A 23,550-nucleotide genomic window follows, 5' to 3' on the forward strand; every position below is an offset into this window, starting at 1 on the left:
GACGTTGAAAATTAAAAAAGTACTAGTGTCGCAGCCTAAGCCTGCGTCAGAGAAATCTCCCTATTACGACATAGCTGAGAAGTATGGCGTTAAAATAGATTTCCGACCCTTCATTAAGGTTGAAAGTCTTTCGGCGAAAGAATTTCGGCAACAGAAAATTTCGATTCTCGACCACACTGCCGTAATATTCACTTCGCGCCATGCTATTGACCATTTTTTCACTTTGTGTACAGAGTTGCGTGTGACAATTCCCGAGACAATGAAGTATTTCTGTGTGACGGAAGCTGTTGCATTGTATATTCAGAAATATGTGCAATATCGTAAGCGTAAGATCTTCTTTGGGGCTACCGGAAAGATTGAAGACCTGATTCCTTCCATCGTGAAGCATAAAACGGAGAAGTATCTCGTTCCGATGTCAGACGTACATAATGACGATGTGAAAAACCTGCTCGACAAGAACGGCATTCAGCATACGGAAGCTGTGATGTATCGCACGGTGAGCAACGACTTTACACCGGACGAGGAGTTTGATTACGATATGTTAGTGTTCTTCAGCCCTGCCGGAGTGACTTCTTTGAAGAAAAACTTTCCGGATTTTAATCAGAAAGAGATTAAGATCGGAACGTTCGGATCTACTACCGCACAGGCTGTACGTGACGCAGGTCTCCGTCTGGATCTTGAGGCTCCTACGGTGCAGGCTCCGTCAATGACTGCCGCACTTGACATGTTTATCAAGGAAAACAATAAATAAACAGAGTGGGTATATATACTTTGTGTAAAGCCGAAAGGCTGAATAGTAAAATTTTGATCGGAAAGATGTTTGAAGGCGGTGCTTCTAAATCGTTTTCCATCTTTCCGATACGCGTTGTATATATGCCTGTCGAGCAGGGAGAGGCTCCTGCTTCTATATTAATCAGTGTATCAAAACGTCGTTTTAAACGGGCGGTGAAACGTAACCGGGTGAAACGCCAGATACGTGAAGCCTACCGGAAGAACAAGTCTCTTCTGGTGGATGAACTGCAACGCCGGGAGCAACGGTTGGCCGTTGCCTTTATCTATCTGTCGGACGAGCTTGTTGCTACTGCCGAGCTGGAAGAGAAAATGAAAATAGCGCTTGCGCGCATCTCTGAAAAACTATTCTCATGAAACCTCATAACTCCCGGATATCTACCGCATGGGTATTCGTTACGGGAATTTTGAGAAAGGTATTTTCCTTCTTCCTGCTTGTTCCCATCTATTTTTACCGGATTTGTATTTCACCCCTTACTCCTCCCTCTTGTCGGTTCACGCCTACTTGCTCAGCGTATGCGCTCGAAGCAATTAAGAAACACGGTCCTATAAAGGGGCTTTATCTTGCTGTGCGGCGTATTCTGCGATGCCATCCCTGGGGTGGTTCCGGTTATGATCCCGTGCCTTGAAACAACTGAAATGAGAAATAGGAAATGAAAAAGAATGTGACTGATATTTTAGATATCCATACTCATAAACAGGAAGTTGATTCTCTAGGGAAATCTATCATCAATTATCCGTTATTGGCGGACTCTCCATCGTATATGCCTCTGGCAGAGAATGTGGAAGTGACTGTGGGTAGAGGATCTTATTATTCTGTCGGTATTCATCCTTGGGAGGTGAGAGAGAGTAATGTCAGTCAGCAATTGAGCTTTCTTCAACAGCAGTTGCAGGGAAAACAGTTTGTAGCTGTAGGAGAGGCGGGGCTGGATAAATTGGCGGAAGCTTCGATGGAGCTTCAGTTAGCGGTGTTTAAGGAACAGGTAAAATTGTCGGAAAAGCTCGGCATGCCGTTGATTATCCACTGCGTGAAAGCAATGGAAGAACTGCTGGCCGTGAAAAAAGAATCTCGTCCCCAACAACCTTGGATATGGCATGGCTTTCGTGGAAAACCGGAGCAGGCAGTACAGTTGTTGAAGAAGGGGTTTTATCTTTCTTTTGGAGAATATTATCCCGATGAAACGATGCAGATAGTCCCCGATGAACGCCTGTTTTTGGAAACGGATGACAGTTTGCTTGATATTGAAGATATCCTGTGTCAGGCAGCCAGGGTGCGTGGGGTAGAAGTGGAAGCGTTGCGTGAGGTGATTCGCCGGAATACCCAAAATGTCTTTTTTAAGGCGTAAGAGTTGTATCTTCCGAGAAAGAGTCGTACTTTTGTCGCACATGGAATTGAAATACAATAAAAACCAAATAATTAAAGAGTAATACGATGAATTTTGTAGAAGAATTGAGATGGCGTGGCATGTTGCAGGACATCATGCCGGGAACAGAAGAGTTGTTAAGCAAAGAGCAGGTGACTGCCTACTTGGGTATCGACCCGACTGCCGATTCGCTACACATTGGTCACCTTTGTGGAGTGATGATCCTTCGTCATTTCCAACGCTGCGGTCATAAGCCGTTGGCACTGATCGGCGGCGCTACAGGTATGATTGGTGACCCTTCCGGTAAATCGGCAGAACGTAACCTGCTGGACGAAGAGACATTGCGTCACAATCAGGCGTGTATCAAGAATCAACTTGCCAAATTCCTCGACTTCGAGTCGGATGTACCTAACCGTGCCGAGCTGGTGAACAATTACGACTGGATGAAAGACTTCACTTTCCTTGATTTTGTTCGCGAAGTAGGAAAGCACATCACTGTAAACTATATGATGGCGAAAGACTCTGTGAAACGTCGTCTGAATGGTGAAGCGCGTGATGGATTGTCATTTACCGAGTTCACTTATCAGTTGCTTCAAGGATATGACTTTCTTCATTTGTATGAAACGAAAGGCTGTAAGCTCCAGATGGGTGGTTCCGACCAGTGGGGAAACATTACTACCGGTGCCGAATTGATCCGCCGTACCAATGGGGGAGAGGTATTCGCGTTGACTTGCCCGCTGATTACAAAGGCTGATGGTGGTAAGTTTGGTAAAACAGAATCCGGAAATATCTGGCTGGACCCTCGCTATACTTCACCTTACAAGTTCTATCAGTTCTGGTTGAATGTAAGCGACTCCGATGCCGAACGTTATATTAAAATCTTCACTTCTATCGAGAGAGAAGAAATTGAAGCATTAATTGCCGAACATCAGGAAGCTCCGCATTTGCGTCTCCTCCAGAAACGTCTGGCTAAGGAAGTGACTGTGATGGTTCATTCTGAAGATGACTATAACGCAGCAGTAGACGCATCGAACATTTTGTTCGGTAATGCGACTTCGGAAGCTTTGCGCAAACTGGATGAAGATACGTTGCTTGCTGTATTCGAAGGAGTGCCTCAATTTGAGATTTCCCGTGATGCATTGGCAGAAGGAGTAAAGGCTGTTGATCTATTCGTTGATAATGCGGCCGTATTTGCGTCGAAAGGTGAAATGCGTAAGTTGGTTCAGGGCGGTGGCGTTTCGTTGAATAAGGAGAAGCTGGCGACCTTTGATCAGGTAATTACGACTGCTGACCTGCTCGACGAGAAATATCTGCTTGTTCAGCGCGGTAAAAAGAACTATTATCTGCTGATTGCAAAGTAATAATGCACGATTCACTCGATAGAATATAAAAAAGTGAACGAAATATTTGGAGGTTTGCTTGCAAACCTCTATCTTTGCACCGCTTTTTAACAGAAAGCACATAAGTTTGGACTATGGTGTAATGGTAGCACAACAGGTTTTGGTTCTGTTTGTCCAAGTTCGAATCTTGGTAGTCCAACGAAGAAAAGCCCTGAAAGAGAATATCTTTCGGGGCTTTTTCTTTTTTGTGGATGCAAAGTCACTTCTTGAGTCATTAGAACGTTCACATACGGAACAACAACACGATGATTTCTATATTTTGGTTGCCGAAGTCGAGAAAAATGCCTTGAAGAAGTATCTCTTTATTAGGATGTAAGAAATTTATTATAGCTTATTTGTACGTAATATTGACTGTTTCGATGTTTGCCTTACTCATATTTGAATAGACTTCTATATTGTTAGCGATAATATATTTACAGTTCTATAATAAATCCGAATACCGTTTTTAATAAATAGTGGGGGAGTTTATTAAGAACGGTATCTGGGTTTATTAAAAACTATTTTCAGGAAATTATTGGAATGTTTGGGATTTATATATACAAAATGGGAGAAAATCAGTGCTGATTTTCTCCCATTCGGTTCTTCCATATATGGAAATATATGTTTTGATAATGTGTTATTATGTCTTGATTTTTATATAACTCATATTGCTTTTTCTTTTTCTGTTCCTCAAAGATACAAAATAAAAAGAGGAAAGTCAATAGCTGATCTTATTTTAATGGAAGCTTTTGGCTGCATTAAGTAGAAATCTCTCCCAAAACGTATTATAGTTCGTTAAAAAAGTGTACATTGCACAGATTCTGGACATTTTTGGTGGATAATTGGAACAAAATTGCAAGGTAAACCCGTTTTCTTTTGCTATTTTTGCATCGTGTACGTAAACGAAGTGCACGTAGAAAGAGAACTTATTCAATAACTATAAATAAATAAGGTATGAAAACGAACTATGAAATTCGCTATGCTGCGCATCCGGAAGATGCAAAAAGTTATGATACAACAAGAATCCGCAGAGATTTCTTAATCGAAAACATATTTGTCCCCAATGAAGTAAATATGGTATATTCCATGTACGACCGTATGGTGGTAGGTGGTGCGCTTCCGGTAGGAGAGGTGCTGACGCTCGAAGCGATTGATCCGCTGAAAGCTCCGTTCTTCCTCACCCGTCGCGAAATGGGTATCTACAATGTCGGCGGTCCCGGTATTGTGAAAGCTGGTGACGCAGAGTTCGAACTGGACTATAAAGAAGCTCTTTATCTGGGGTCGGGCGATCGCGAAGTGACTTTCGAAAGCAAAGACGCTGCCCATCCTGCTAAATTCTACTTCAACTCACTGACTGCACACCGCAACTATCCCGACCGTAAGGTGACGAAAGCCGATGCCGTGGTAGCTGAAATGGGCTCTTTGGAAGGTTCCAATCACCGCAACATCAATAAGATGTTGGTGAATCAGGTGTTGCCTACCTGCCAGTTGCAGATGGGTATGACGGAACTCGCTCCGGGAAGTGTGTGGAACACAATGCCGGCACACGTACACAGCCGTCGTATGGAAGCCTACTTCTATTTCGAGATCCCCGAAGATCATGCTATCTGCCACTTCATGGGTGAGGTAGGCGAGACGCGTCACGTATGGATGAAAGGCGATCAGGCCGTTCTTTCGCCCGAATGGTCAATCCACTCGGCTGCTGCTACCCACAACTATACCTTTATCTGGGGAATGGGTGGCGAGAACCTCGACTACGGCGATCAGGACTTCTCGTTGATTACGGATTTGAAATAACAACTACAATAATTTTCCTAATTTAATAACAAAAAGAATTATGAATCAGTTTTTGAATTTTTCTTTGGAAGGTAAAGTAGCTCTCGTTACAGGTGCTTCTTATGGTATCGGATTTGCTATTGCTTCTGCATTTGCAGAACAAGGCGCTAAAATTTGTTTTAACGACATCAATCAAGAGTTGGTAGACAAAGGCATGGCTGCTTATGCTGAAAAAGGTATCAAAGCTCACGGTTACGTATGCGACGTGACAGACGAACCGGCTGTTCAGGCGATGGTTGCTACGATTGCGAAAGAAGTAGGTACAATTGATATCCTTGTAAATAACGCAGGTATTATCCGTCGTGTTCCTATGCACGAGATGGATGCTGCTGATTTCCGTCGTGTAATCGACATCGACTTGAATGCTCCGTTCATCGTTGCTAAGGCTGTTTTGCCGGCTATGATGGAAAAACGTGCAGGTAAGATCATCAACATCTGTTCTATGATGTCCGAACTGGGTCGTGAAACTGTATCTGCTTACGCTGCTGCTAAAGGTGGTTTGAAGATGCTGACTCGCAATATCTGTTCTGAATATGGTGAATACAACATCCAGTGTAATGGTATCGGCCCGGGTTACATCGCTACTCCGCAAACTGCTCCTCTTCGTGAGCCGCAGGCAGACGGAAGCCGTCACCCATTCGATTCATTCATCTGCGCTAAGACTCCTGCCGGTCGTTGGTTGGAAGCGGAAGAACTGACAGGTCCTGCCGTGTTCCTTGCTTCTGAAGCTTCTAACGCTGTTAACGGTCACATTCTCTACGTAGATGGTGGTATTCTTGCTTATATCGGAAAACAACCGAAATAATATAAGATAGAAGAGATTCCGGTAAGGTGATAGAATGGCAAAGAGCATCCTCTTTTCATCTGTCACCTTATTTTTTATTATTCCCTTTGCAGGATATAATAGCCTCTAATTTACAAAGTATATGTTATTTATTCAATGTAGACTAATTATGAGAAAGATATTAATTCTGTTTGCTGTAGCCTTGATCGGTTTTGCTTCCTGTGCCGACAGCAAGCAGTCAATGACAGTCACAGTGACCAATCCTTTGGCTCTTGAACGGGCAGGGGAGATGGTTGAAGTGCCGATGAGCGATGTGGTCGCTAAATTGAAACTGGCGGATACGGCACAAATTGTGGTGCTTGACGTCGACGGTCAGCAAGTGCCTTATCAGGTGACGTATGATGAGAAGGTGGTCTTCCCCGTTACGGTAGGGGCAAACAGTGCGGTTACTTATACCATTCAACCGGGCACACCTGCACCTTTTGATGTCATTGCTTGCGGTAAATACTACCCCGAACGTCTGGACGACGTTGCCTGGGAGAATGATCTTGGCGGATTCCGTGCTTATGGTCCTGCTTTGCAGGCTCGTGGAGAACGTGGTTTCGGCTACGATCTTTTTACGAAGTATAACACTACGGAGCCGATTTTGGAATCTCTGTATGCTGAAGAGCTCAATCCTGAAAAGCGTGCCAAGATAGCCGAACTGAAAAAGACAGACCCGAAAGCCGCTTCCGAATTGCAGAATGCCATCTCTTACCATATCGACCATGGATACGGTATGGATTGCTATGCCGTAGGACCCACATTGGGTGCCGGCGTTGCCGCTTTGATGGCAGGTGACACTATTATCTATCCTTACTGCTATCGCACACAGGAAATCCTTGATAATGGTCCGCTGCGTTTCACGGTGAAGCTGGAGTTTAATCCGCTGGTGGTCCGTGGAGATTCTAACGTGGTGGAAACACGCGTCATCTCCTTGGATGCAGGTTCTTATCTCAATAAAACAGTTGTTTCATATACCAATTTGAAAGAAGCAATGCCGGTAACTACGGGACTTGTGTTGCGTGAACCGGACGGTGCGGTGGTGGCAGATGCTGCAAATGGCTATATCACTTACGTAGATCCTACAACTGACCGTAGCGGTGCAAACGGTAAGATATTTGTCGGTGCTGCGTTCCCTGCACAGGTAAAAGAGGCGAAAGTGGTTCTTCTTTCCGAAAAGGAAAAGAAAGATCGTGGCGGAGCCGACGGTCATGTGCTGGCTATCAGCGAATATGAGCCGGGTGCTGAATATACTTATTACTGGGGATCTGCCTGGGATAAGGCGGCTATCAAGACTCCGGATGCCTGGAATAAATACATGGCTGAATATGCGCAGAAATTGCGTACTCCGCTGGCGGTGGCATATTAATGCGCTAAATTGCTTATACGGTCACAAAAAGAGGATTGTCGGGGTATGTCGAAATACCTTCTTTAATTTCTTTTTAGTCACGGAGTGAGTGATTTGTTATTGAATATCATGCGTCTTTTTCAATAGATTAGGCAAAAGTTTCTTTGATAAAAAGAAACTTTTGCCTAATCTTGTCTTTCTAAAGAAGAAAGAAATTTTTGTGTTACAATGTTTTTGAGCTATCTCTTAAAAGCGTGTTGTTCGTAATATTCGTATGTCGTTCCGTCTTCTTTCTCTTTTTCACGAAGTTCATAGATTAATTCATTATCAGTCATTGTGGTCACTGTCCACACTTCTGTGTAATTATCTTCTTCAGTGTCGATGAGAGTCAGCTTATTGCCGGAGTAACTCCATGTACCATGATAATAATTAGTACTTCCGGAAGAGTTATAAACGTCTTTCTCGACATAAGTACCATCTTCCTTGAACTCTATGGAGTAACGATTGGTTCCATTTACAAAATCTTCTTTAGAGTCACTTACTTTTTCACCATCTTCCCATTCTTGTGAAAGATAGTACACTCCATTCCATGTTCCTAACAGTAAATCGCGTGAACCGACAGTGTCATCGTCGTCATCGCCACAGGAATAAATGCTGAATGACAGTAATACTGCAACTATGCAAACAGTTGCTTTCCAGATTGTTTTCATAATAAATTGTTTTAATTGTTTGATTTTGAGATGATTTGTTTTATGGGTTTATTTGATAATCGTTTCCACATGTCCATTCTTGAAGAACAGGTAGAACGAGCTGGAATACATCCATTGCACTTCTCCATTTGATTCTTGAATAGTCTGCGGTTTGCCGAAAGCCAGCAGACATTCATCTTCCGTCATGCCTTTCACCGGCTTGTTGATGCTGATTTCATTCCAGTGAGTGATTGGTGAAAGTTGCTTCATTACGATGAAGTCGAACATTTTATTTAATACTTGCGATTCCACCTGTACGAAGTCATCCATGATTTCTTTGTGAGATGCTTTCTTGTCCGGTTGCAACTTCTCCATGGGAGTGATTTTCTTCATTATCACTGCTGATGATTCTATCCGTATATTGGAAAGATAGTAGACCAACTTGCCGTCTTTTACTTGAAACAGGGCTTTGCAATAGTAAGTATTCTTCTGATTTGAATCTGCTTGCGAGGCAAGTATCAGATCGCAACTGAAGTTTTTAGCCGGTACGTTTACCTCTGTGATCCCTTCCCGTAGCTGCGGACAGACATTTTTGATGGTCCATAACAGTGCATTAGCGTAGATGTTCTCGTCTTGCATGCTGCTGAAAGGGGTAAATCCGCTGACCACATATTTATTGCCGTCTGCACTGATGGGATAGCTCTTTTTCTGTTCGGTGAAAGTCTGTGCTATCAGCGGGATAACTCCCGTCAGCAGATACATGATTGCCAGAAATTGTCGTTTGGTCATCATATTCCGTTATTTTTAAGAAAACAGCATCCACGGCCCTTTTTGCGAAGAGAAAAGATCGTGGACGCTGAATAAATAATATGGTTTATTGAGGTTTGGTTGTCCTTAGAAGGCAATACCCAGACGAATCATAAAGTTACTGGTCTTGAATCCGTCGGCATCGCTGAATGTATCTATGAATCCGCGTTGATAGGTGAGATCCAGGTTGAAACGGTTGTACCAGACTCCTACACCGATATTCATACCGGCATCGAAATGATTGTAGTCAACTTCCATGTAATCTGCGTAATCTCCCCAACTGATGCTCTCCCCGTCTGTTTTCATTTTACTTGTGTAATCGTAGCTGGCAAAGACTCCTACATGTGGGTCGATATGAACATTGTCCGCCACTGCAAATTTCCATCCGAATGTGAACGGAGAGTATTGTATATTATGAGCCATGCACTTCGTGTCTTCCACTTTGAAACCACGGGAGCCGAGTCCAAATTCCATTCCCCAGTATCCTCCTGTGCTGCCTAAAGGCTTCTGGTAGCCAAATGTTGCGTTATATCCGATGTTTGAGTCAGCTCCTTCGGCTCCGTCACCGGAGAAGTTCATGATATTCAAACCTGCACGCAAGAACCATTGTGTGCTGCTGGCTTGCTTCTCTGTTTTGACGATTGCGCTTCTGGATGATACGATTTGCGCTTGAGTTCCTACGCACAATAAGAGTGCGGCAACCATTGATAGTACTTTTTTCATTGTTATTTATGTTTTAGTGATTAATTCTTATTCTTAACGACAGGTGCTATCTGGCTTCTTCCATCCGTGGGTGATAGCTTCTGCAGACGTATCCATTCATAATCGTCCTGGGTGGCAGGATGCCAGTTGACGAAAATGCCGGGATAACCTACTACTGTAACCGTGTATCCCCCTGTTTTTTCATTATCTTCCACTTTGAAAGTGGCTCCCATGATGACATCGCAGTTGTATTTGATGGTGGACAGATACGTCCCCCATGCACGGATGTTGTCAAGTTCTCCTTTCATGGCGATCTCCACTTCCTCTTTGCTTAGTGTCCATTCATCCTTGATCCGTCCCTTATCTTCCAGTATTTTCACCTCGACAACTGTGGGTTTGACACAAACTTCAGTAACTGCATCGCCTGCACGTGCCTGTGCATCACGAAACTTGAAGACCGTCTTTTGCGCATGGGCTCCGACGGCACAACCGACAACCAGAGCAATAATCAGAAATAGTTTTTTCGTTTTCATGTCCTTTTGTGATTAGATGTTAATATGTCTGCAAAGGTATGCGAAAGGAGTATACCACTGGGAGAAAGCATAGTTCCAAGAAAGAAACGGAATTGTATCCTATTTGGATACACTCGGGAAGTTTCCGGTGTTGATGCTGTCGGAAAAATCGCGGAAGAAATCGTGTCCGAGGATGCAGGAGATGCGCCAGAGCAGGTGGATGTCGATATTCTCTTTCCGGAATATCTTGTAAACATTGGGGCGTGTGCAGCATAGTTGGGTAGCGAACCAGGTGACGGTGCGTCCCTGTTCGTGAAGCGTGCGTTCAATAAGTTGTCCCGCATGAATCATGTGCCTATTCTGCTTATGTGTGTCCCCCCAGACTCCCGTTGGGCGGACAAATTCATCTAATGTTGACAGGAATATATAGAAAAGGCGTGGGAATCTCATCTTCGTCCGTTCCGTGTTCAAGGCCTTCGCAATGCCAACTACCGGGAACGAACAACGTAGAAAGCCCACGCCGATATGTACAACACCCGTAACCTCCCTTTGTTTGTCAAAGTGAGGCACGGATGTATATAAATACACATCAGGAGGACGTCTTAGTTGCTGTCCGTCATTCCGATAGGTCAAAGTTTGCGAAGTTTTGAACACAAATGACAAACGCTTGTAAACGTCTTCTCAATATAAACATCTCTCTCCCGTCACCCGAAGGCTTTCTGCGGAAGAGAACGTTGCAAATGTATAAAAAAATACGGTTGGAAAGGGTAATGTGAATCAGAAACTTTTTGAATGCAGGTTGTTTTGCCCTCTTTTTGCCCTTTACCGGGCGAAATGCGGTTGCGCTGACATCTTATAAGAAAGAGGAGGAATCTTTCAATTTTGGGCACGAAACGGGCTTTAAACTACAAAAGCCGGGGTATAATACCTCGGCTTATATTTTTTCTTCTTGTCAGGGAGCTTTTTTTATTCATCAGAAACCTTCCTTTCTTATCAGGAAGCTCTGTTCTTTTCGAAGTTTCTGTTTTCTCAAAGATTATAAACCTTGAATTCATAGCCTTCCTCTTTCAGGAATTCGATAGCGCGTGGAAGTGCGTATTGCAGGTTGCCGTTGTTCCATGACTTCAGCGAATCGTGGAAAGTGATGATGGAACCGTTTCGCGCATAGCGTTTCACGTTGTTCAGCACTTGTTCCGGACTCATCCGTTTACTGTAATCACGGGTCACGAGATCCCACATAATAATGCGGTAATGATAGCGCAACGTATAATACTGCCTGAATCCCATATGTCCGTGTGGCGGACGGAAGAGATCGGAATGAATCATATCATCTACCTTTCTGGCATTTGCCAGGTAATCCGGATTGGAATATTCAAATCCACGGATGTGGTTGAAAGTATGGTTGCCGATGCGGTGTCCGTGCTCTACCACCATCCGGTATTCATCCGGGTGTTTGCGTATATTGTCGCCTACCATGAAAAAGGTAGCTTTAATATGATGCTTTTCCAGTATTTCCAGTACCCAGGGAGTCACTTCGGGGATGGGGCCGTCATCGAAAGTCAGATAGACTGCCCGTTCATTCGGGTCCATCCGGAAGATAGCCTGTGGATACAACGCCCGGAAAAGCCAAGGTGGTTGTTCTATAAACATGAAAATCTGCGTTAAACAAGTATTAAGTAATAAGTATTAAGTAATAAGTATTAGGTATTATACCGTGCGGAAGATATGTCGGAAGCTGCGAATAATACTTAATACTTATTACTTAATACTTGATATTTATTTCCCTTTCATTCTCGTTACGTATTCGTTGTATAGTTGATCGAGTTGCGTTGAGTAATGTTTTGCGAGTTCTTCTGATTTGTATTTTTCCATTAAGCGGACTTCGGCGTCAAGCAAGCTGGCGTTGTACACGAAGTTTTCGCTGGCGATGGCAAGCTGGTTATCGTTCAGGCTAAGATACCAGATCATGTATTCGAGCGACTTGTTGGCAAGTTCGTCGATGATCTTGTTGGCTTTCTCGTTCTGTCCCAGTTGATAATAAGACTCTGCCATTTGGAAGGCGCCGTTTGCCCAGTCATACGGTACGTTGTATGCCGGAATCATCTTTTCAGCGTAATCGAGCGCGGCGAGTGCTTTGTCCTTTTTGCCTTCTTTGATGAGCTGACCTACAAGTTGCGTGAAGATACGGCGGTGCGTGTAGCACATGCGCATCACGTTCTCGTCAATGTAGATACCCGGTTTGTCGATACCGCCGAACTTGAACTTGTTCATCAGGTTGTCGTACATCTTTTCACTGTCGATCTTGCTGTCCAGCTTGTCCGTATCGAACGGAGTGAAGCGGTAGGCGAGACCCTCCTGTGTGAAGTGGTTGCCCATGCCCAGATGGTTTTCGCTTCCTACGGTGATTGCCATATAGATAGGTCGTTCCCAGTTGGCATTGGCAAGCATCTCGAGCATCATCAGTTCACTCTTGTAGAGGGCGCGTTTCGGGTTGCCGTTGGCGTCTCTAAGGGTGATTGTCATGTATTCGGGGATAGAGTCGCCCAGAGCTTCCGGAATCTTCATGCCGGAGCGGCGTACGGCTTCCTTATCTATCTTCATGACGATGCTGTCCGTAGGGATGAGCGGGAGCTGTATTTCTTTTCCTGTCTTTTTGAGAAGTTCTTTCAATTGGTCGTTCTTGCCAAGCATCCAGCGGTTGATGATTTCCTTCAGTTCATAAGGATTCTCACCGAAGATGGAGTGAACGAGTGACAATATGGTAGTGTCTCCTTGTGCAGCCAGTTCGTTTGCCTGTTTGAAATAGCTGTCGATGAGAGCCTTCATTTCCGGACGGATAGAGATATATTCGTTTTGTCCTTCCACGTATTCCACACGGTCCCAAGTGATAGGGAGTGACGGAGAATCGTAGGCCGGACGTTTCATCTGGTCGATATACCAGTCTGTTTGCAGGTAACTTAAGTTACAGGTACGGGCATCCGTGCGGAAACCTTCCGTTTCCTGATTGTACCACAATGGGAAGGTATCGTTATCACCATTGGTGTAGATAATCGGGTTGCCTTCTTCCTGCAAAGTCATCAGGTAGTTCTGTCCGAAGTCGCGGGCAACGAAGCGTCCGCTGCGGTCGTGGTCATCCCATGTCTGTCCCGCCATCTGGATGGGGACGAACAAACAGAGAACAGAAGCCAGAACGGCTGCCGGAAGTTCCTGCATCTTGGCATAATCCCGCAACATACGGATGATGCCTGCCACTCCCATACCTACCCAGATGGCAAAGGCGTAGAACGAACCGGCATACGCATAGTCTCGTTCACGGGGTTGTGCAGGAGTTTGGTTGAGGTAGAGCACAATGGCGATACCTGTCATAAAGAACAGGAAGAATACCACCCAGAACTGCTGGATGCCTCGCTGGCTATGGTAAGCCTGCCAGAAGAGTCCGATCAAACCGAGAATCAGCGGCAGACAGTAGAATACATTATGACCTTTATTGTTTTTGAGATCTTGCGGAAGCAATTCCTGGTTACCTACCAGCAGGTTGTCGATAAACGGAATACCGGTGATCCAGTTGCCGTGCTCGATTTCTCCGCTACCCTGTATGTCATTCTGCCGTCCGGCAAAGTTCCACATGAAGTAACGCCAGTACATGAAGTTCAACTGGTAGGAGAAGAAGAATTTGATATTTTCCCATTGGGTAGGCATGTTTACCATCACCATTTCTCCACACTGGTCATAAGGAACGTCATATCCCTTGATGTCCACCCATTGTTTGTAGAGCGGTGCGTGTGACGAACTGTACATACGCGGGAAAAGCATATTCTGTGCATATTCGTATTCCACACGTCCGGGAAGTTCGATATAAGAGTCTTTTTCGTCGGGCGAAGTCTTTTCCTTGCGGACAAACTTGCTTCCTGCTTCCGACTGGCGCGGGATGCAATATCCGTCTTTTACATCGAGTGCCACTTTCGAAGAGAAGGCAGGACCGTAGAAAAGCGGGCGGGTTCCGTATTGTTCACGACCGAGATATTCGCCCAGTGTGAATATATCTTCCGGTGAGTTCTGGTCCATCGGAGTGTTGGCAGTAGAACGGATAACGATCAGTGCATAAGAAGAATATCCGATTACGATCATCATGGTGCACAGCAAAGCCGTGTTCATGGTGCGGGCGGTGATACGCCATCTCTCTTTGATCTTGGCCTGTACACTCGGAGCGAGGTAAAGTCCCAGTGCGGCGATCACCAAAATACCGATGATGATACTGCTGGCTCCGTGTCCGTAGAACGGGATACCCAGTAGAGCAATCGTCAGGATAAAGGAGATAGCCATGCGTGTTTTGCTCTTTTCGGTATAGCTTTCGTATACGCCCCAGATTAGAGCGGCTGCAAGCAGGATGATGTAAACCACTACACCTGAATTGAACGACATTCCGAGTCCGTTGACAAACAACAGCTCAAACCAGCCGCCTACTTTCACAATACCCGGTACGATGCCGTATAGCACAGCAGCAACGAGCACCATTGAACCGCAGAGAGCGATTAACGAACCTTTGGCAGTAGCGTTTGGAGTTTTCTTGTAGTAGTATACCAATACGATGGCGGGCAGACAAAGCAGGTTCAGCAGGTGGACACCGATACTTAATCCCGTCAGATAGGCGATGAGGATAATCCAGCGGTCGCTATGAGGCTGGTCGGCCACGTCTTCCCATTTCAGAATCAACCAGAAAACGACAGCGGTAAACAGGGAGGAGAAGGCATATACTTCACCTTCTACGGCGGAGAACCAGAATGTGTCACTGAACGTATAGACCAGTGCACCCACCAGTCCGCTACCCATAATCGTGATAAGCTGTCCTTTGGTGATATTGTTTTCGTCAGTGATAATCAATTTGCGTACCAGATGGGTGATGCTCCAGAAAAGGAACAAGATACAGGCACCGCTCATCAGGGCGCTCATGTAGTTCACCATTTTAGCAACGGTAGTCACGTCGGAAGCAAATTGAGTAAACAGGTTCGCCATCAGCATGAAGAAAGGTGCGCCGGGCGGGTGTCCGACTTCCAGTTTATAGCCGGTGGTTATGAACTCCGGGCAATCCCAGAAACTTGCGGTTGGTTCTATTGTCAGGCAGTAGACGGTTGCCGTAATGATGAATGTAAGCCAACCCATAAGGTTGTTTACGGTTCTGTACTGTTTCATTAGCACTATCGTAGTTTATTCGTTAAAAACAAATTATGAGGTCGCAAAGATAGTGATTTGTAAGGATAATGAGGAAGAAAGTAAGAAATATTAAGTAACAAAGGGGTGATTTACTATCTCTTTCACTCTTCCGGGAGGCAGCAGAGAGGGAAGATACATTTTAAAACAAGATAGCCGGATATCTATATAAAGTCTATGTTTAATGATGGTGATGATGCTCTCCTAAAACCCGGTGAGGCAATGTACCGTGTCCCAATAGCTCGATAGGGCAGTTGAAGTTTCTTTCCAGCCATTCGGTAGTGACGCCTGTATCCGGATGGTAATCCAGCGTTTCGTTGACACAAGCGATGGATTTTACTTGTTGTAGCACGGTACCGATATCATGGCTGACAAGGATGATGGCACACCCTTTATTGATTTCAGCCAATAACTCATAAAGACGCGCTTCGAAACGCTTGTCGATATACGTGCTGGGTTCATCGAGAATCAATACCGCAGGGTCGGAGATGATGGCGCGCCCCAACAGGGCACGTTGCAGTTGTCCGCCGCTTAATTGGCCGATAGAACGGTGTTCGAGGCCTTCGAGCCCCATGCGGGAAATAATCTGTCTGCCTTTCTCCTTCTGTTCGGGAGTGAATCGGGAAGTGAGTGACTTTTGTATGCTCAATCCGGATAGAATCACTTCTTCCACGGAAATAGGAAACTTCCGGTCTATGGTGCTGTATTGAGGCAGATAACCGAGGAGGGGAGAGGATTTTGCGGAAGAACTTTGCCGGGAACTTTTGGCAGATGGTTTTGCAGAAGTCTCTTCAGGGGTCTCTTCGGGCGTATGGAATATAATTTCCCCTCCCGTTGGCTTCAACAGACCGAGGATGCACTTTATAAGCGTCGTTTTGCCGCCTCCGTTCGGACCTATAATACCTAGAAAATCCCGTTCGTAGATGCTTAGATTAACATCGTGAAGAACAGTGCGGCCGTCATATCCGGCAGAAAGATTCTTTATTTCGATTATTGGTTTCATCGTTGGAAATGGCTTGATGGGTTCTTTCTTTATACGTTTATTTTGTTGCCGCCTGTGGCGCAAGGGCTTTGGCTACATTCAGCATTTCTTCTTCCCAGTCGTAACTTAGCGGATTGATAGGGATCACTTTCGTTCCGGTTTGCTGCGCGATGGTTTCCGCATTGCGTTTGTCAAATTCCGGTTGCACAAAGATAACGCGTACATCTTCTGCCTGACACAGGTCTATCAAGGCTTTCAGATGGGCGGGGGAAGGCTCTTTGCCTCCTTCTTCGATGGAAATCTGATGCAATCCGTAGTCGCGGGCGAAGTAGGAGAGGGCCGGATGATAAATCATGAAGGCTTTGGCTGCTTCGGGAACGGAGAGTTGACGGCGAATCAGGCTGTCGGTGTGCTGGATGCGCTGGCAGAGCGAATCGTAACGGTTTCTGTAGTATACTTCATTTGCCTTATCCAGTTGGCTAAGGGCTTTGTAGGTGTTTCCTGCAATGATTAAAGCATTACCGGTGGAATTCCATACGTGCGGCTCTACGGCGTGGATATGTCCGTCGTGGCTGTTATGTCCGTGGGTGTGGTCGTGATCATCATTGTTGAGTATGAGGTCGATCCCTTTGGAGGTGTCGAACACTTGGATATGGGGGGTATTGTTCATTAAACGATCCATCCAGGTCTGTTCGAAGCCGATGTATCCGATGCGGAAATAAGCTTTGCTGTCTCCCAGAGAAACAAGTTGTTGGGGGACAGGATCATAAGTTTCCGGGCTGGAACCTTTGGGGACCATGCTGACTACTTTAAATTTATCTCCGGCAATAGCTTCCGTGAAATAACGTTGCGGTTCCAGGGTGACGGTAATCACCGGTTTTGCTTCGTCATCGTTGCCTGCTTGGGAAGAGCGTCCTGTGCAGGCTGCCATTAGGAGGCAGGCACTAAGGAGGAAAAGGGTTCTCATATCTTTTAGTTGTTTTTTCATGACTTCTTCTATTTCGGGGTTTCTTTCTTATCTTGTTCCTATTCTTATTTCCGGGCCCGTAATATTTCCCGTTTACCACCCGGAGGTCCGGGCAGGCGTTCTACTGTGAATCCGGCTGTCTGTAACATCCGGCGGACGACACCTTTGGCGCAGTAAGTGGTCAGGATGCCATCTCTATCTAATAAAACGTAGAGGCGGTTGAATAGTTCTTGCGACCACATTTCCGGCTGCTTTTCCGGTGCAAAGGCATCGAAGTAAATGAGGTTAAATGAAGTATTCAGGGCAGGTGATTCAGCGTTGGTTACGCTATCATTGACATTGCTTATTGTCTGTTCTCTGTTTTCAACCCATTTATTAACGTCTGTCTCTACTTTCTGTAGGGTGAAGTGTGGAGTGAGTTGCACGTCTTTCTCCCAAGGTGATGTATGAAGTTGCTTAAACAATTCGATGGCCGGTTGTTGCCGGTCGGTCGTTGTTAATTGTTCATCATTGGAGATATATCCTAGTTGCTCTATCGTCTGCCATTCCAGCGGGTAGAGTTCCAATCCTGTATAGTGTATATTCCGTCCGCTTCTTTCTGCTTCTTCGAGGGTGAGCCAGGCGTTTAGCCCTGTCCCGAAGCCGATTTCAAGAATACGCGGAGTAGTGGCGGAAGAGGCTTTAAGTCCCATATCGATGAAAATATGTTGAGACTCCGTGCGTGCCCCTTTCGTTGAATGATAATGTTCATTCAATTCCGGAACAAACAGGGTAGCACTCCCGTCATCGGTTTTCTCAATAATCCTTTTCATCATACAATCTCTAATACTTACTGCCTAACGTCTAATACTTTATACTTACTACCTAATACTTATTTCTTATCCTGCCATAGCATCCCAGGCACTTTCGAGCACATACAGGAGGAGGATATAGCGTATCAGTTTGCCGACAAACATGGAAACGATGGTGAGCCATGTGTTGCTTCGCATAAATCCCAGTGCAATGGCTATCACTTCCCCAATGGCGGGAAGAAAGGTGAAGAAGGCCATCAATGCTCCTTTCCCTTGCAGGAATTTCACCATTTTGTCTACTTTCTCTTTCTTTACCTTGAAATATTTCTCAATCCAGCTGATTTTGCCCAGACGCCCCATGTAGTAGCAGGTCATTCCACCTACTGTATTGCCCAGAGTGGCGGAGATCAGACAGGCTATCGGGGGCAGGCCGAGTTTCACCAGTGCCACCAGTACCAGTTCGGAACTGAAAGGCACGATGCTCCCAGCCAATAAAGCCGAGATGAATAATCCCGGGAGTCCCCATTCTATGAGGAGTTGTATCGTTGAATCTATAAAAGCGTCCATATATTAAAAGCAAATAAGAGGATGAGACCGACCAATGAAAGGATGAAAAACACATTCGAACTTTTACTATTGGTCAGTACAAAGAAATGTCCGATCAGGATGCTGTTGCTTATGATAAGCAAAGGCAATAGGGCACTGCAATATATCGGTTGCAGGGCAATCAGCAGGAACAGGAAAATCGTCAGGTCTATCAGGAATTGGAGATAGGCGCGTGTGCGTATCTTATCCTCAAATCCGGCGGCGATGCAATGGACGGCACTGACGATGAACATCACCAACAGATAGCCGAGTATTGCCAGTTCCCAAGGCTGGAGGATTTGCAGGTTGAAGAATTCCCCGAAAGTTAGTAGCTGATTGAAAGGGCGGTAGAACAACTCCATCTCGTTGTAGAAGAAGGCGTGTCCGAACAACATCCAGTATGGCAGCATCCATCCGAGCAGCGCACCGCAGAAACTACGCGGAGTGAGCGACTGGAAACGGTAGGCTTCGAGCAACCAAAGCATCGAGAGGATGGTGAACTGTGGGAACAGAATACTTCCTGCTCCGATAAAGAAGAAGGAATAGAATAAATAACCCGCAGCTTGAGTTTGCTGGTAGCTTTTAAACAGAAAATAAATGGAAATGAGAAAGCCTAGGGCAACAATATCTCCTGTATATAGGAAATGCATTTTCGGGCAGACGGTGACCAGCAGGAAATAGATAGCCGTCTGCATGGATGCCCTCATACGGATAATGCTGAACTGATTGTTCAACTCTATCAGAAAGTAGCCGATGGTTGCATAAATCAGGAAGCTGACAATCCGGTCTGCCCATCCCGGAAGCAGAAAATCACGGGTGGGTTGCCAGGCAGAAGGGCTGCCTTCGAGTACGGTTGAGGCTATGGAATTGGGAAATAAAAAGTAAGTCAACACCCAGCACAGGGCGCAGATAAAGATAACGGCAGGCAGGGTCCACCGTCCTGCCGTCACTTGACTTTGTAGTCTTTTATTTCTCATGAGTTTATTACTTGTTATCTCTTGATACTATAGGTACATTCGGTTGATATTCTGGATATTAATATCCTGCATGCTCGATGTTGACAACCATCCTGTCAGCTGTTAATACCTGATTCCTCAAGTATTAACAATTGTCGTCTAAACTATTAATACTTGATAACTCAACTATTAATGCTTGACAAGTCAATGATGTTCAACGCTATGCGGAATAGGGCTACTTGCGTGCGAAACTTGAATTACAAATCGAATCCGATATCGCGGCGGAAATACTTCTTGTCGAAGTCGATCATGTCTGCCACTTTGTAGCTCTGTGCCAGTGCCTCTTCTTTCGTTGCACCGTAAGAGCAAACGGCAATCACACGTCCTCCGTTCGTCACTACTTGTCCGTCTTTCATTGCTGTTCCGGCATGGAAAATGATGCTGTCGGTAGCGGCAGCCTGTTCCAGTCCGCTGATAGGGAATCCTTTTTCGTAGGCTTCGGGATAACCTCCGCTGACAAGGATGACACAGCCTGCCGAACGCGGGTCCATCACCAGTGTTTTTTCGTTCAGGTTGCCTGTGGCAGTGCCTTCAAGCAGTTCTACGAAGTCGCTTTGAATGCGAAGCATCACGCTTTCTGTTTCCGGGTCGCCCATGCGGACGTTGTATTCGATCACCATCGGTTCACCTTTCACCTTGATGAGACCGAGGAAGATGAAGCCTTTGTAGGTGATATTTTCTTCTTTCAGGCCGTTGATGGTCGGCTCAATGATGCGGGTGCGAACTTTCTCCATAAACACTTCATCGGCAAACGGAACGGGGGTTACGCTACCCATACCGCCTGTATTCAGTCCTTTATCACCTTCACCGATGCGTTTGTAGTCTTTGGCTACGGGGAGGACTTTATAGTGTTCTCCGTCTGTCAGTACGAATACAGAACATTCGATACCGCTTAGGAACTCTTCGATTACAACAGTTGCCGATGCAGAGCCGAACATGCCACCCAGCATTTCTTTCAATTCCTTCTTCGCTTCGTCTAGCGTAGGGAGGATGAGAACTCCTTTTCCGGCACAAAGACCATCAGCCTTCAATACATAGGGAGCTTCCAGCGTTTCGAGGAAAGCAAGACCTTCTTCGAGGTTTGCGGAAGTGATGCTTTTGTAGCGGGCTGTCGGGATGTTGTGGCGCATCATGAAGCCTTTGGCAAACTCCTTGCTTCCTTCCAGTTCTGCTCCTTGAGCCGAAGGGCCGATAACGGCGATATGCTTTAGCTCCGGACGGTTCTGGAAGTAGTCGTAGATTCCTTTTACCAACGGATCTTCGGGGCCTACTACTACCATTTGAATGTTCTCTTTCAGAGCGAAAGCGCTGATGGCTTCAAAATCAGTTGCTTTGATGTTGACATTCTCGCCTACGGCAGTTGTTCCGGCATTTCCCGGAGCAATGTACAGTTTTTCAACTTTCGGACTTTGGGCAATTTTCCATGCCAGTGCATGTTCGCGGCCGCCCGAGCCTAGTAATAATATCTTCATCTTTGTGCTATTATAAGTTATACTGTTATATATGATTCGTATGGATGCGGTGGACTTTGCAGGTTTTATAAATTCTGCTCAAAGTACCGGGTGATTTTCTCGTGCAGATGTACACGGTCGCGGCCTGCTACGTTGTGCTTGTGGCACGGGTAGATAAACAGGTCGGGATAAGTGCGGGCATCTACACAGGCTTTCATAAACGACAGGGTGTGCTGTGGCACGCAGGTATCGTCATGATCGTCGTGAATAATCAGCAGGTGACCTTTCAGTTGGCCGGCAAGATTCTTCAGGTTACATTCTTTGTAGCCTTCCGGATTGCTTTCCGGTGTGTCCATATAGCGTTCGCCGTACATTATTTCATAGTAACCCCAGTCGATTACCGGACCTCCGGCAACGCCTACTTTGAATATCTCCGGGTAACGGAGCATCAGGGCGGTAGTCATGTGGCCTCCGAAACTCCATCCGTGTACGCCGATGCGTTCGCTGTCTACATAGGGGAGGGATTTCAGGAATTCAACGCCTTTCACTTGGTCTTTGCCTTCTTCGATACCGAGACGGCGGAAGGTGGCATTTTCAAATGTTAGTCCGCGGTTGCTGCTACCGCGATTGTCGATGGTGAACATGATATAGCCTTTGCCTGCCATGTAGGTGTCCCATCCGCGTGCGCCGTTCTGCCATCCTCCGGTGACGCATTGTGCGTGAGGACCTCCGTAGACGTATACGATGACGGGATATTTCTTAGCCGGATCGAAGTTTGCCGGCTTCATCAGGCGGTAATGCAGGTCGGTAGTGCCGTCTGCCGCTTTGATTGTTCCGGTTTCGATGCTTGGCATCTGGTATCCGTCGTAAGGATTTTCAGCTGTCAGCAGGTTGGCTGTTTCTTTGAAGTTTTTGGTGTCTACCAGGTTGATGACGCGGGGTTGGTCTTTGGTGGAATAACGGTCGATAAGGTATGTACCGGAAGCACTAAGTGCTCCGCTATGTTCGCTTTCCTTGCAATTTTCGAACGGCTGGCTTATCTTTCCATTGCTTACGTTTACTGCAAAATGTCCACTTCTCAAACCTTCTATGGCAGTGAAAATGATCTCTTTACGCTTTGTGTTGAATCCCAGGATTTCGCTGACCAGCCAGTTACCTTTGGTCAACTGTTTCACTTTACCGGCTTGGAAATAACTGCCACCGTTGGCGCTATTATAGGTTTCACCTTTCTTGTTTGCTGCATCTGCCTCAAAGAGATAAAGATGATTGTAGCCGTCACGCTGACTTTGATAGATGAACTTGGTAGGGTCCCACGGCAGAAATACGATGGGGTTTTGCGGCTCAACGTATTTAGGGTGCATTTCTTCATAGAGAACTCCCATGGGTTCTCCTGTTTCTGCATTGTACTGGCAGAGTTTGGCATGATTCTGATCGCGGTTTACTTCGATCAGGTAGAGGCTCTTTTCATCCGGTGCCCAGCTGATATTGGTGAAATAACGGTCTGTCGGATCGCCTGCATTCAGATAAATGCTTTTGCCGGTAGCGGGGTTGTAAATCCCTACTTTTACCTGATGGCTCGTCATTCCTGCCATCGGATAGCGTACATTGTTCACTTCGCCTACGCGCGCAGTGATGTCTACAAGCGGGTATTGTGTCACCATGCTTTCATCCATACGGTAGAAAGCGAGCAGGTTACCTTTCGGACTCCAGAAAGTTCCTTTGTTGATACCGAATTCATTGCGGTGCACTGTTTGTCCACAAACGATGCCTTCGGGTTCATTGGTTACTGCTTTCTCATTCACATATAGATTATTATCTATCGTGTAAGCCACATTTCCACTGGCTGCGCAATAGTCCTCATTATTCGCCCCGTCCTTTGGTTTGAAAGTGCTGACAACCTGATTGTTCTTGAAATCATATACAATGAACTTTCCTGCTATCGTGAATAGCATTTGTGGCTTGTCTGCCCATGGAAAACGGACGGAATACAGATGCGATAACTTCCCTGCCTTGTTTTCTTCAAGCACTTTGTTGATTTGCTCGCGAGTGATAACCATTGTTTCTTTCCCGGTTTTGGGTTGAATTGAATAAAGGGTATCTACTCCTGGCTTGATACATTCGTCGCCCCACCATTGCAACCCGTACAGGTTTTCTGCATAGCGGTAACTCTCGCCGCCCGGAATCAGTTCTTCCAGCGTCGGTTTTTTGGTTTCTTGTGCCATAACATTGAATCCGATTGGTAGTGCCAATAATAACAGAATGGCTCTTTTTCCAATTTTACTCATTGCTCTTTTCTTT

At 45.7% G+C, this 23,550-nt stretch carries 22 protein-coding genes and 1 tRNA gene; 9 read left to right on the forward strand and 14 right to left on the reverse strand.

Features of this window, described 5'->3' with window-relative positions; all coding sequences use genetic code 11:
- The first annotated feature begins 4 nt into the window (after positions 1 to 4).
- From NXX38_RS07095 to NXX38_RS07135, 9 genes are all read left to right on the forward strand, one after another.
- A complete protein-coding gene (locus NXX38_RS07095) occupies positions 5 to 751 on the forward strand; it encodes a uroporphyrinogen-III synthase (RefSeq protein ID WP_074559743.1) in 747 nt (248 codons plus the stop codon).
- A 5-nt stretch (positions 752 to 756) separates the two neighbouring features.
- Positions 757 to 1,146: a ribonuclease P protein component gene (gene rnpA, locus NXX38_RS07100; RefSeq protein ID WP_081352769.1), complete on the forward strand. Its 390-nt coding sequence runs from the start codon at positions 757 to 759 to the stop codon at positions 1,144 to 1,146.
- Positions 1,143 to 1,418 (forward strand): membrane protein insertion efficiency factor YidD, encoded by a 276-nt coding sequence (yidD, locus tag NXX38_RS07105; RefSeq protein WP_004298909.1) that lies wholly within the window; start codon positions 1,143 to 1,145, stop codon positions 1,416 to 1,418. Before rnpA ends, yidD begins: the two co-directional genes overlap by 4 nt.
- Before the next feature lie 24 nt (positions 1,419 to 1,442).
- The gene (locus NXX38_RS07110) at positions 1,443 to 2,135 is read left to right on the forward strand and encodes a TatD family hydrolase (RefSeq protein ID WP_258978917.1); all 693 of its coding nucleotides are present in this window, start codon (positions 1,443 to 1,445) and stop codon (positions 2,133 to 2,135) included.
- A gap of 86 nt (positions 2,136 to 2,221) precedes the next feature.
- Positions 2,222 to 3,514, forward strand: a complete 1,293-nt coding sequence (gene tyrS / locus NXX38_RS07115; protein ID WP_258978918.1) for a tyrosine--tRNA ligase — start codon at positions 2,222 to 2,224, stop codon at positions 3,512 to 3,514.
- Positions 3,515 to 3,621: 107 nt separating this feature from the next.
- Positions 3,622 to 3,692: transfer RNA gene (locus NXX38_RS07120), tRNA-Gln, on the forward strand.
- A gap of 794 nt (positions 3,693 to 4,486) precedes the next feature.
- Positions 4,487 to 5,329 (forward strand): 5-dehydro-4-deoxy-D-glucuronate isomerase, encoded by an 843-nt coding sequence (gene kduI, locus NXX38_RS07125; protein ID WP_074559737.1) that lies wholly within the window; start codon positions 4,487 to 4,489, stop codon positions 5,327 to 5,329.
- Positions 5,330 to 5,369: 40 nt separating this feature from the next.
- Positions 5,370 to 6,173, forward strand: coding sequence for a gluconate 5-dehydrogenase (locus NXX38_RS07130; protein ID WP_195649652.1), 804 nt, complete (start codon positions 5,370 to 5,372; stop codon positions 6,171 to 6,173).
- A gap of 148 nt (positions 6,174 to 6,321) precedes the next feature.
- Positions 6,322 to 7,563 carry a DUF4861 domain-containing protein gene (locus NXX38_RS07135; RefSeq protein ID WP_074559733.1) on the forward strand — a complete coding sequence of 414 codons (1,242 nt, stop codon included), beginning with the start codon at positions 6,322 to 6,324 and terminating at the stop codon, positions 7,561 to 7,563.
- Between the two features lie 218 nt (positions 7,564 to 7,781).
- Here NXX38_RS07135 and NXX38_RS07140 read toward each other — a convergent pair whose 3' ends face one another.
- From NXX38_RS07140 to NXX38_RS07205, 14 genes are all read right to left on the reverse strand, one after another.
- Positions 7,782 to 8,252, reverse strand: a complete 471-nt coding sequence (locus NXX38_RS07140; protein ID WP_074559731.1) for a lipocalin family protein — start codon at positions 8,250 to 8,252, stop codon at positions 7,782 to 7,784.
- Positions 8,253 to 8,300: 48 nt separating this feature from the next.
- Positions 8,301 to 9,020, reverse strand: coding sequence for a hypothetical protein (locus NXX38_RS07145; RefSeq protein ID WP_009001383.1), 720 nt, complete (start codon positions 9,018 to 9,020; stop codon positions 8,301 to 8,303).
- 105 nt (positions 9,021 to 9,125) lie between these two features.
- Positions 9,126 to 9,761 (reverse strand): outer membrane beta-barrel protein, encoded by a 636-nt coding sequence (locus NXX38_RS07150; protein ID WP_195649656.1) that lies wholly within the window; start codon positions 9,759 to 9,761, stop codon positions 9,126 to 9,128.
- A gap of 20 nt (positions 9,762 to 9,781) precedes the next feature.
- Positions 9,782 to 10,273 carry a hypothetical protein gene (locus tag NXX38_RS07155; protein ID WP_032842839.1) on the reverse strand — a complete coding sequence of 164 codons (492 nt, stop codon included), beginning with the start codon at positions 10,271 to 10,273 and terminating at the stop codon, positions 9,782 to 9,784.
- Positions 10,274 to 10,372: 99 nt separating this feature from the next.
- On the reverse strand, positions 10,373 to 10,603 hold the full coding sequence (locus tag NXX38_RS07160; RefSeq protein WP_148367870.1) for a hypothetical protein: 231 nt from the start codon (positions 10,601 to 10,603) through the stop codon (positions 10,373 to 10,375).
- Positions 10,604 to 11,281: 678 nt separating this feature from the next.
- Positions 11,282 to 11,902 (reverse strand): polysaccharide deacetylase family protein, encoded by a 621-nt coding sequence (locus NXX38_RS07165; protein ID WP_258978922.1) that lies wholly within the window; start codon positions 11,900 to 11,902, stop codon positions 11,282 to 11,284.
- Positions 11,903 to 12,028: 126 nt separating this feature from the next.
- Complete coding sequence (locus tag NXX38_RS07170; RefSeq protein ID WP_258978923.1) at positions 12,029 to 15,442, reverse strand: DUF2723 domain-containing protein; 3,414 nt, start codon at positions 15,440 to 15,442, stop codon at positions 12,029 to 12,031.
- 199 nt (positions 15,443 to 15,641) lie between these two features.
- On the reverse strand, positions 15,642 to 16,463 hold the full coding sequence (locus tag NXX38_RS07175; RefSeq protein ID WP_234131746.1) for a metal ABC transporter ATP-binding protein: 822 nt from the start codon (positions 16,461 to 16,463) through the stop codon (positions 15,642 to 15,644).
- Positions 16,464 to 16,500: 37 nt separating this feature from the next.
- Positions 16,501 to 17,430 (reverse strand): metal ABC transporter solute-binding protein, Zn/Mn family, encoded by a 930-nt coding sequence (locus NXX38_RS07180; protein ID WP_074559799.1) that lies wholly within the window; start codon positions 17,428 to 17,430, stop codon positions 16,501 to 16,503.
- Between the two features lie 44 nt (positions 17,431 to 17,474).
- Positions 17,475 to 18,221, reverse strand: a complete 747-nt coding sequence (mnmD, locus tag NXX38_RS07185; RefSeq protein ID WP_234131826.1) for a tRNA (5-methylaminomethyl-2-thiouridine)(34)-methyltransferase MnmD — start codon at positions 18,219 to 18,221, stop codon at positions 17,475 to 17,477.
- Positions 18,222 to 18,287: 66 nt separating this feature from the next.
- Positions 18,288 to 18,767: a YqaA family protein gene (locus NXX38_RS07190; RefSeq protein WP_117610918.1), complete on the reverse strand. Its 480-nt coding sequence runs from the start codon at positions 18,765 to 18,767 to the stop codon at positions 18,288 to 18,290.
- The gene (locus NXX38_RS07195; RefSeq protein ID WP_258978924.1) at positions 18,752 to 19,762 is read right to left on the reverse strand and encodes a hypothetical protein; all 1,011 of its coding nucleotides are present in this window, start codon (positions 19,760 to 19,762) and stop codon (positions 18,752 to 18,754) included. Before NXX38_RS07195 ends, NXX38_RS07190 begins: the two co-directional genes overlap by 16 nt.
- Before the next feature lie 236 nt (positions 19,763 to 19,998).
- On the reverse strand, positions 19,999 to 21,273 hold the full coding sequence (purD, locus tag NXX38_RS07200) for a phosphoribosylamine--glycine ligase (RefSeq protein WP_258978925.1): 1,275 nt from the start codon (positions 21,271 to 21,273) through the stop codon (positions 19,999 to 20,001).
- Between the two features lie 65 nt (positions 21,274 to 21,338).
- Positions 21,339 to 23,537 carry a DPP IV N-terminal domain-containing protein gene (locus tag NXX38_RS07205; RefSeq protein ID WP_258978926.1) on the reverse strand — a complete coding sequence of 733 codons (2,199 nt, stop codon included), beginning with the start codon at positions 23,535 to 23,537 and terminating at the stop codon, positions 21,339 to 21,341.
- Between the last annotated feature and the right edge of the window lie 13 nt (positions 23,538 to 23,550).

This window comes from Bacteroides sp. BFG-637 (assembly GCF_024793605.1).
Lineage (GTDB): Bacteria > Bacteroidota > Bacteroidia > Bacteroidales > Bacteroidaceae > Bacteroides > Bacteroides vicugnae.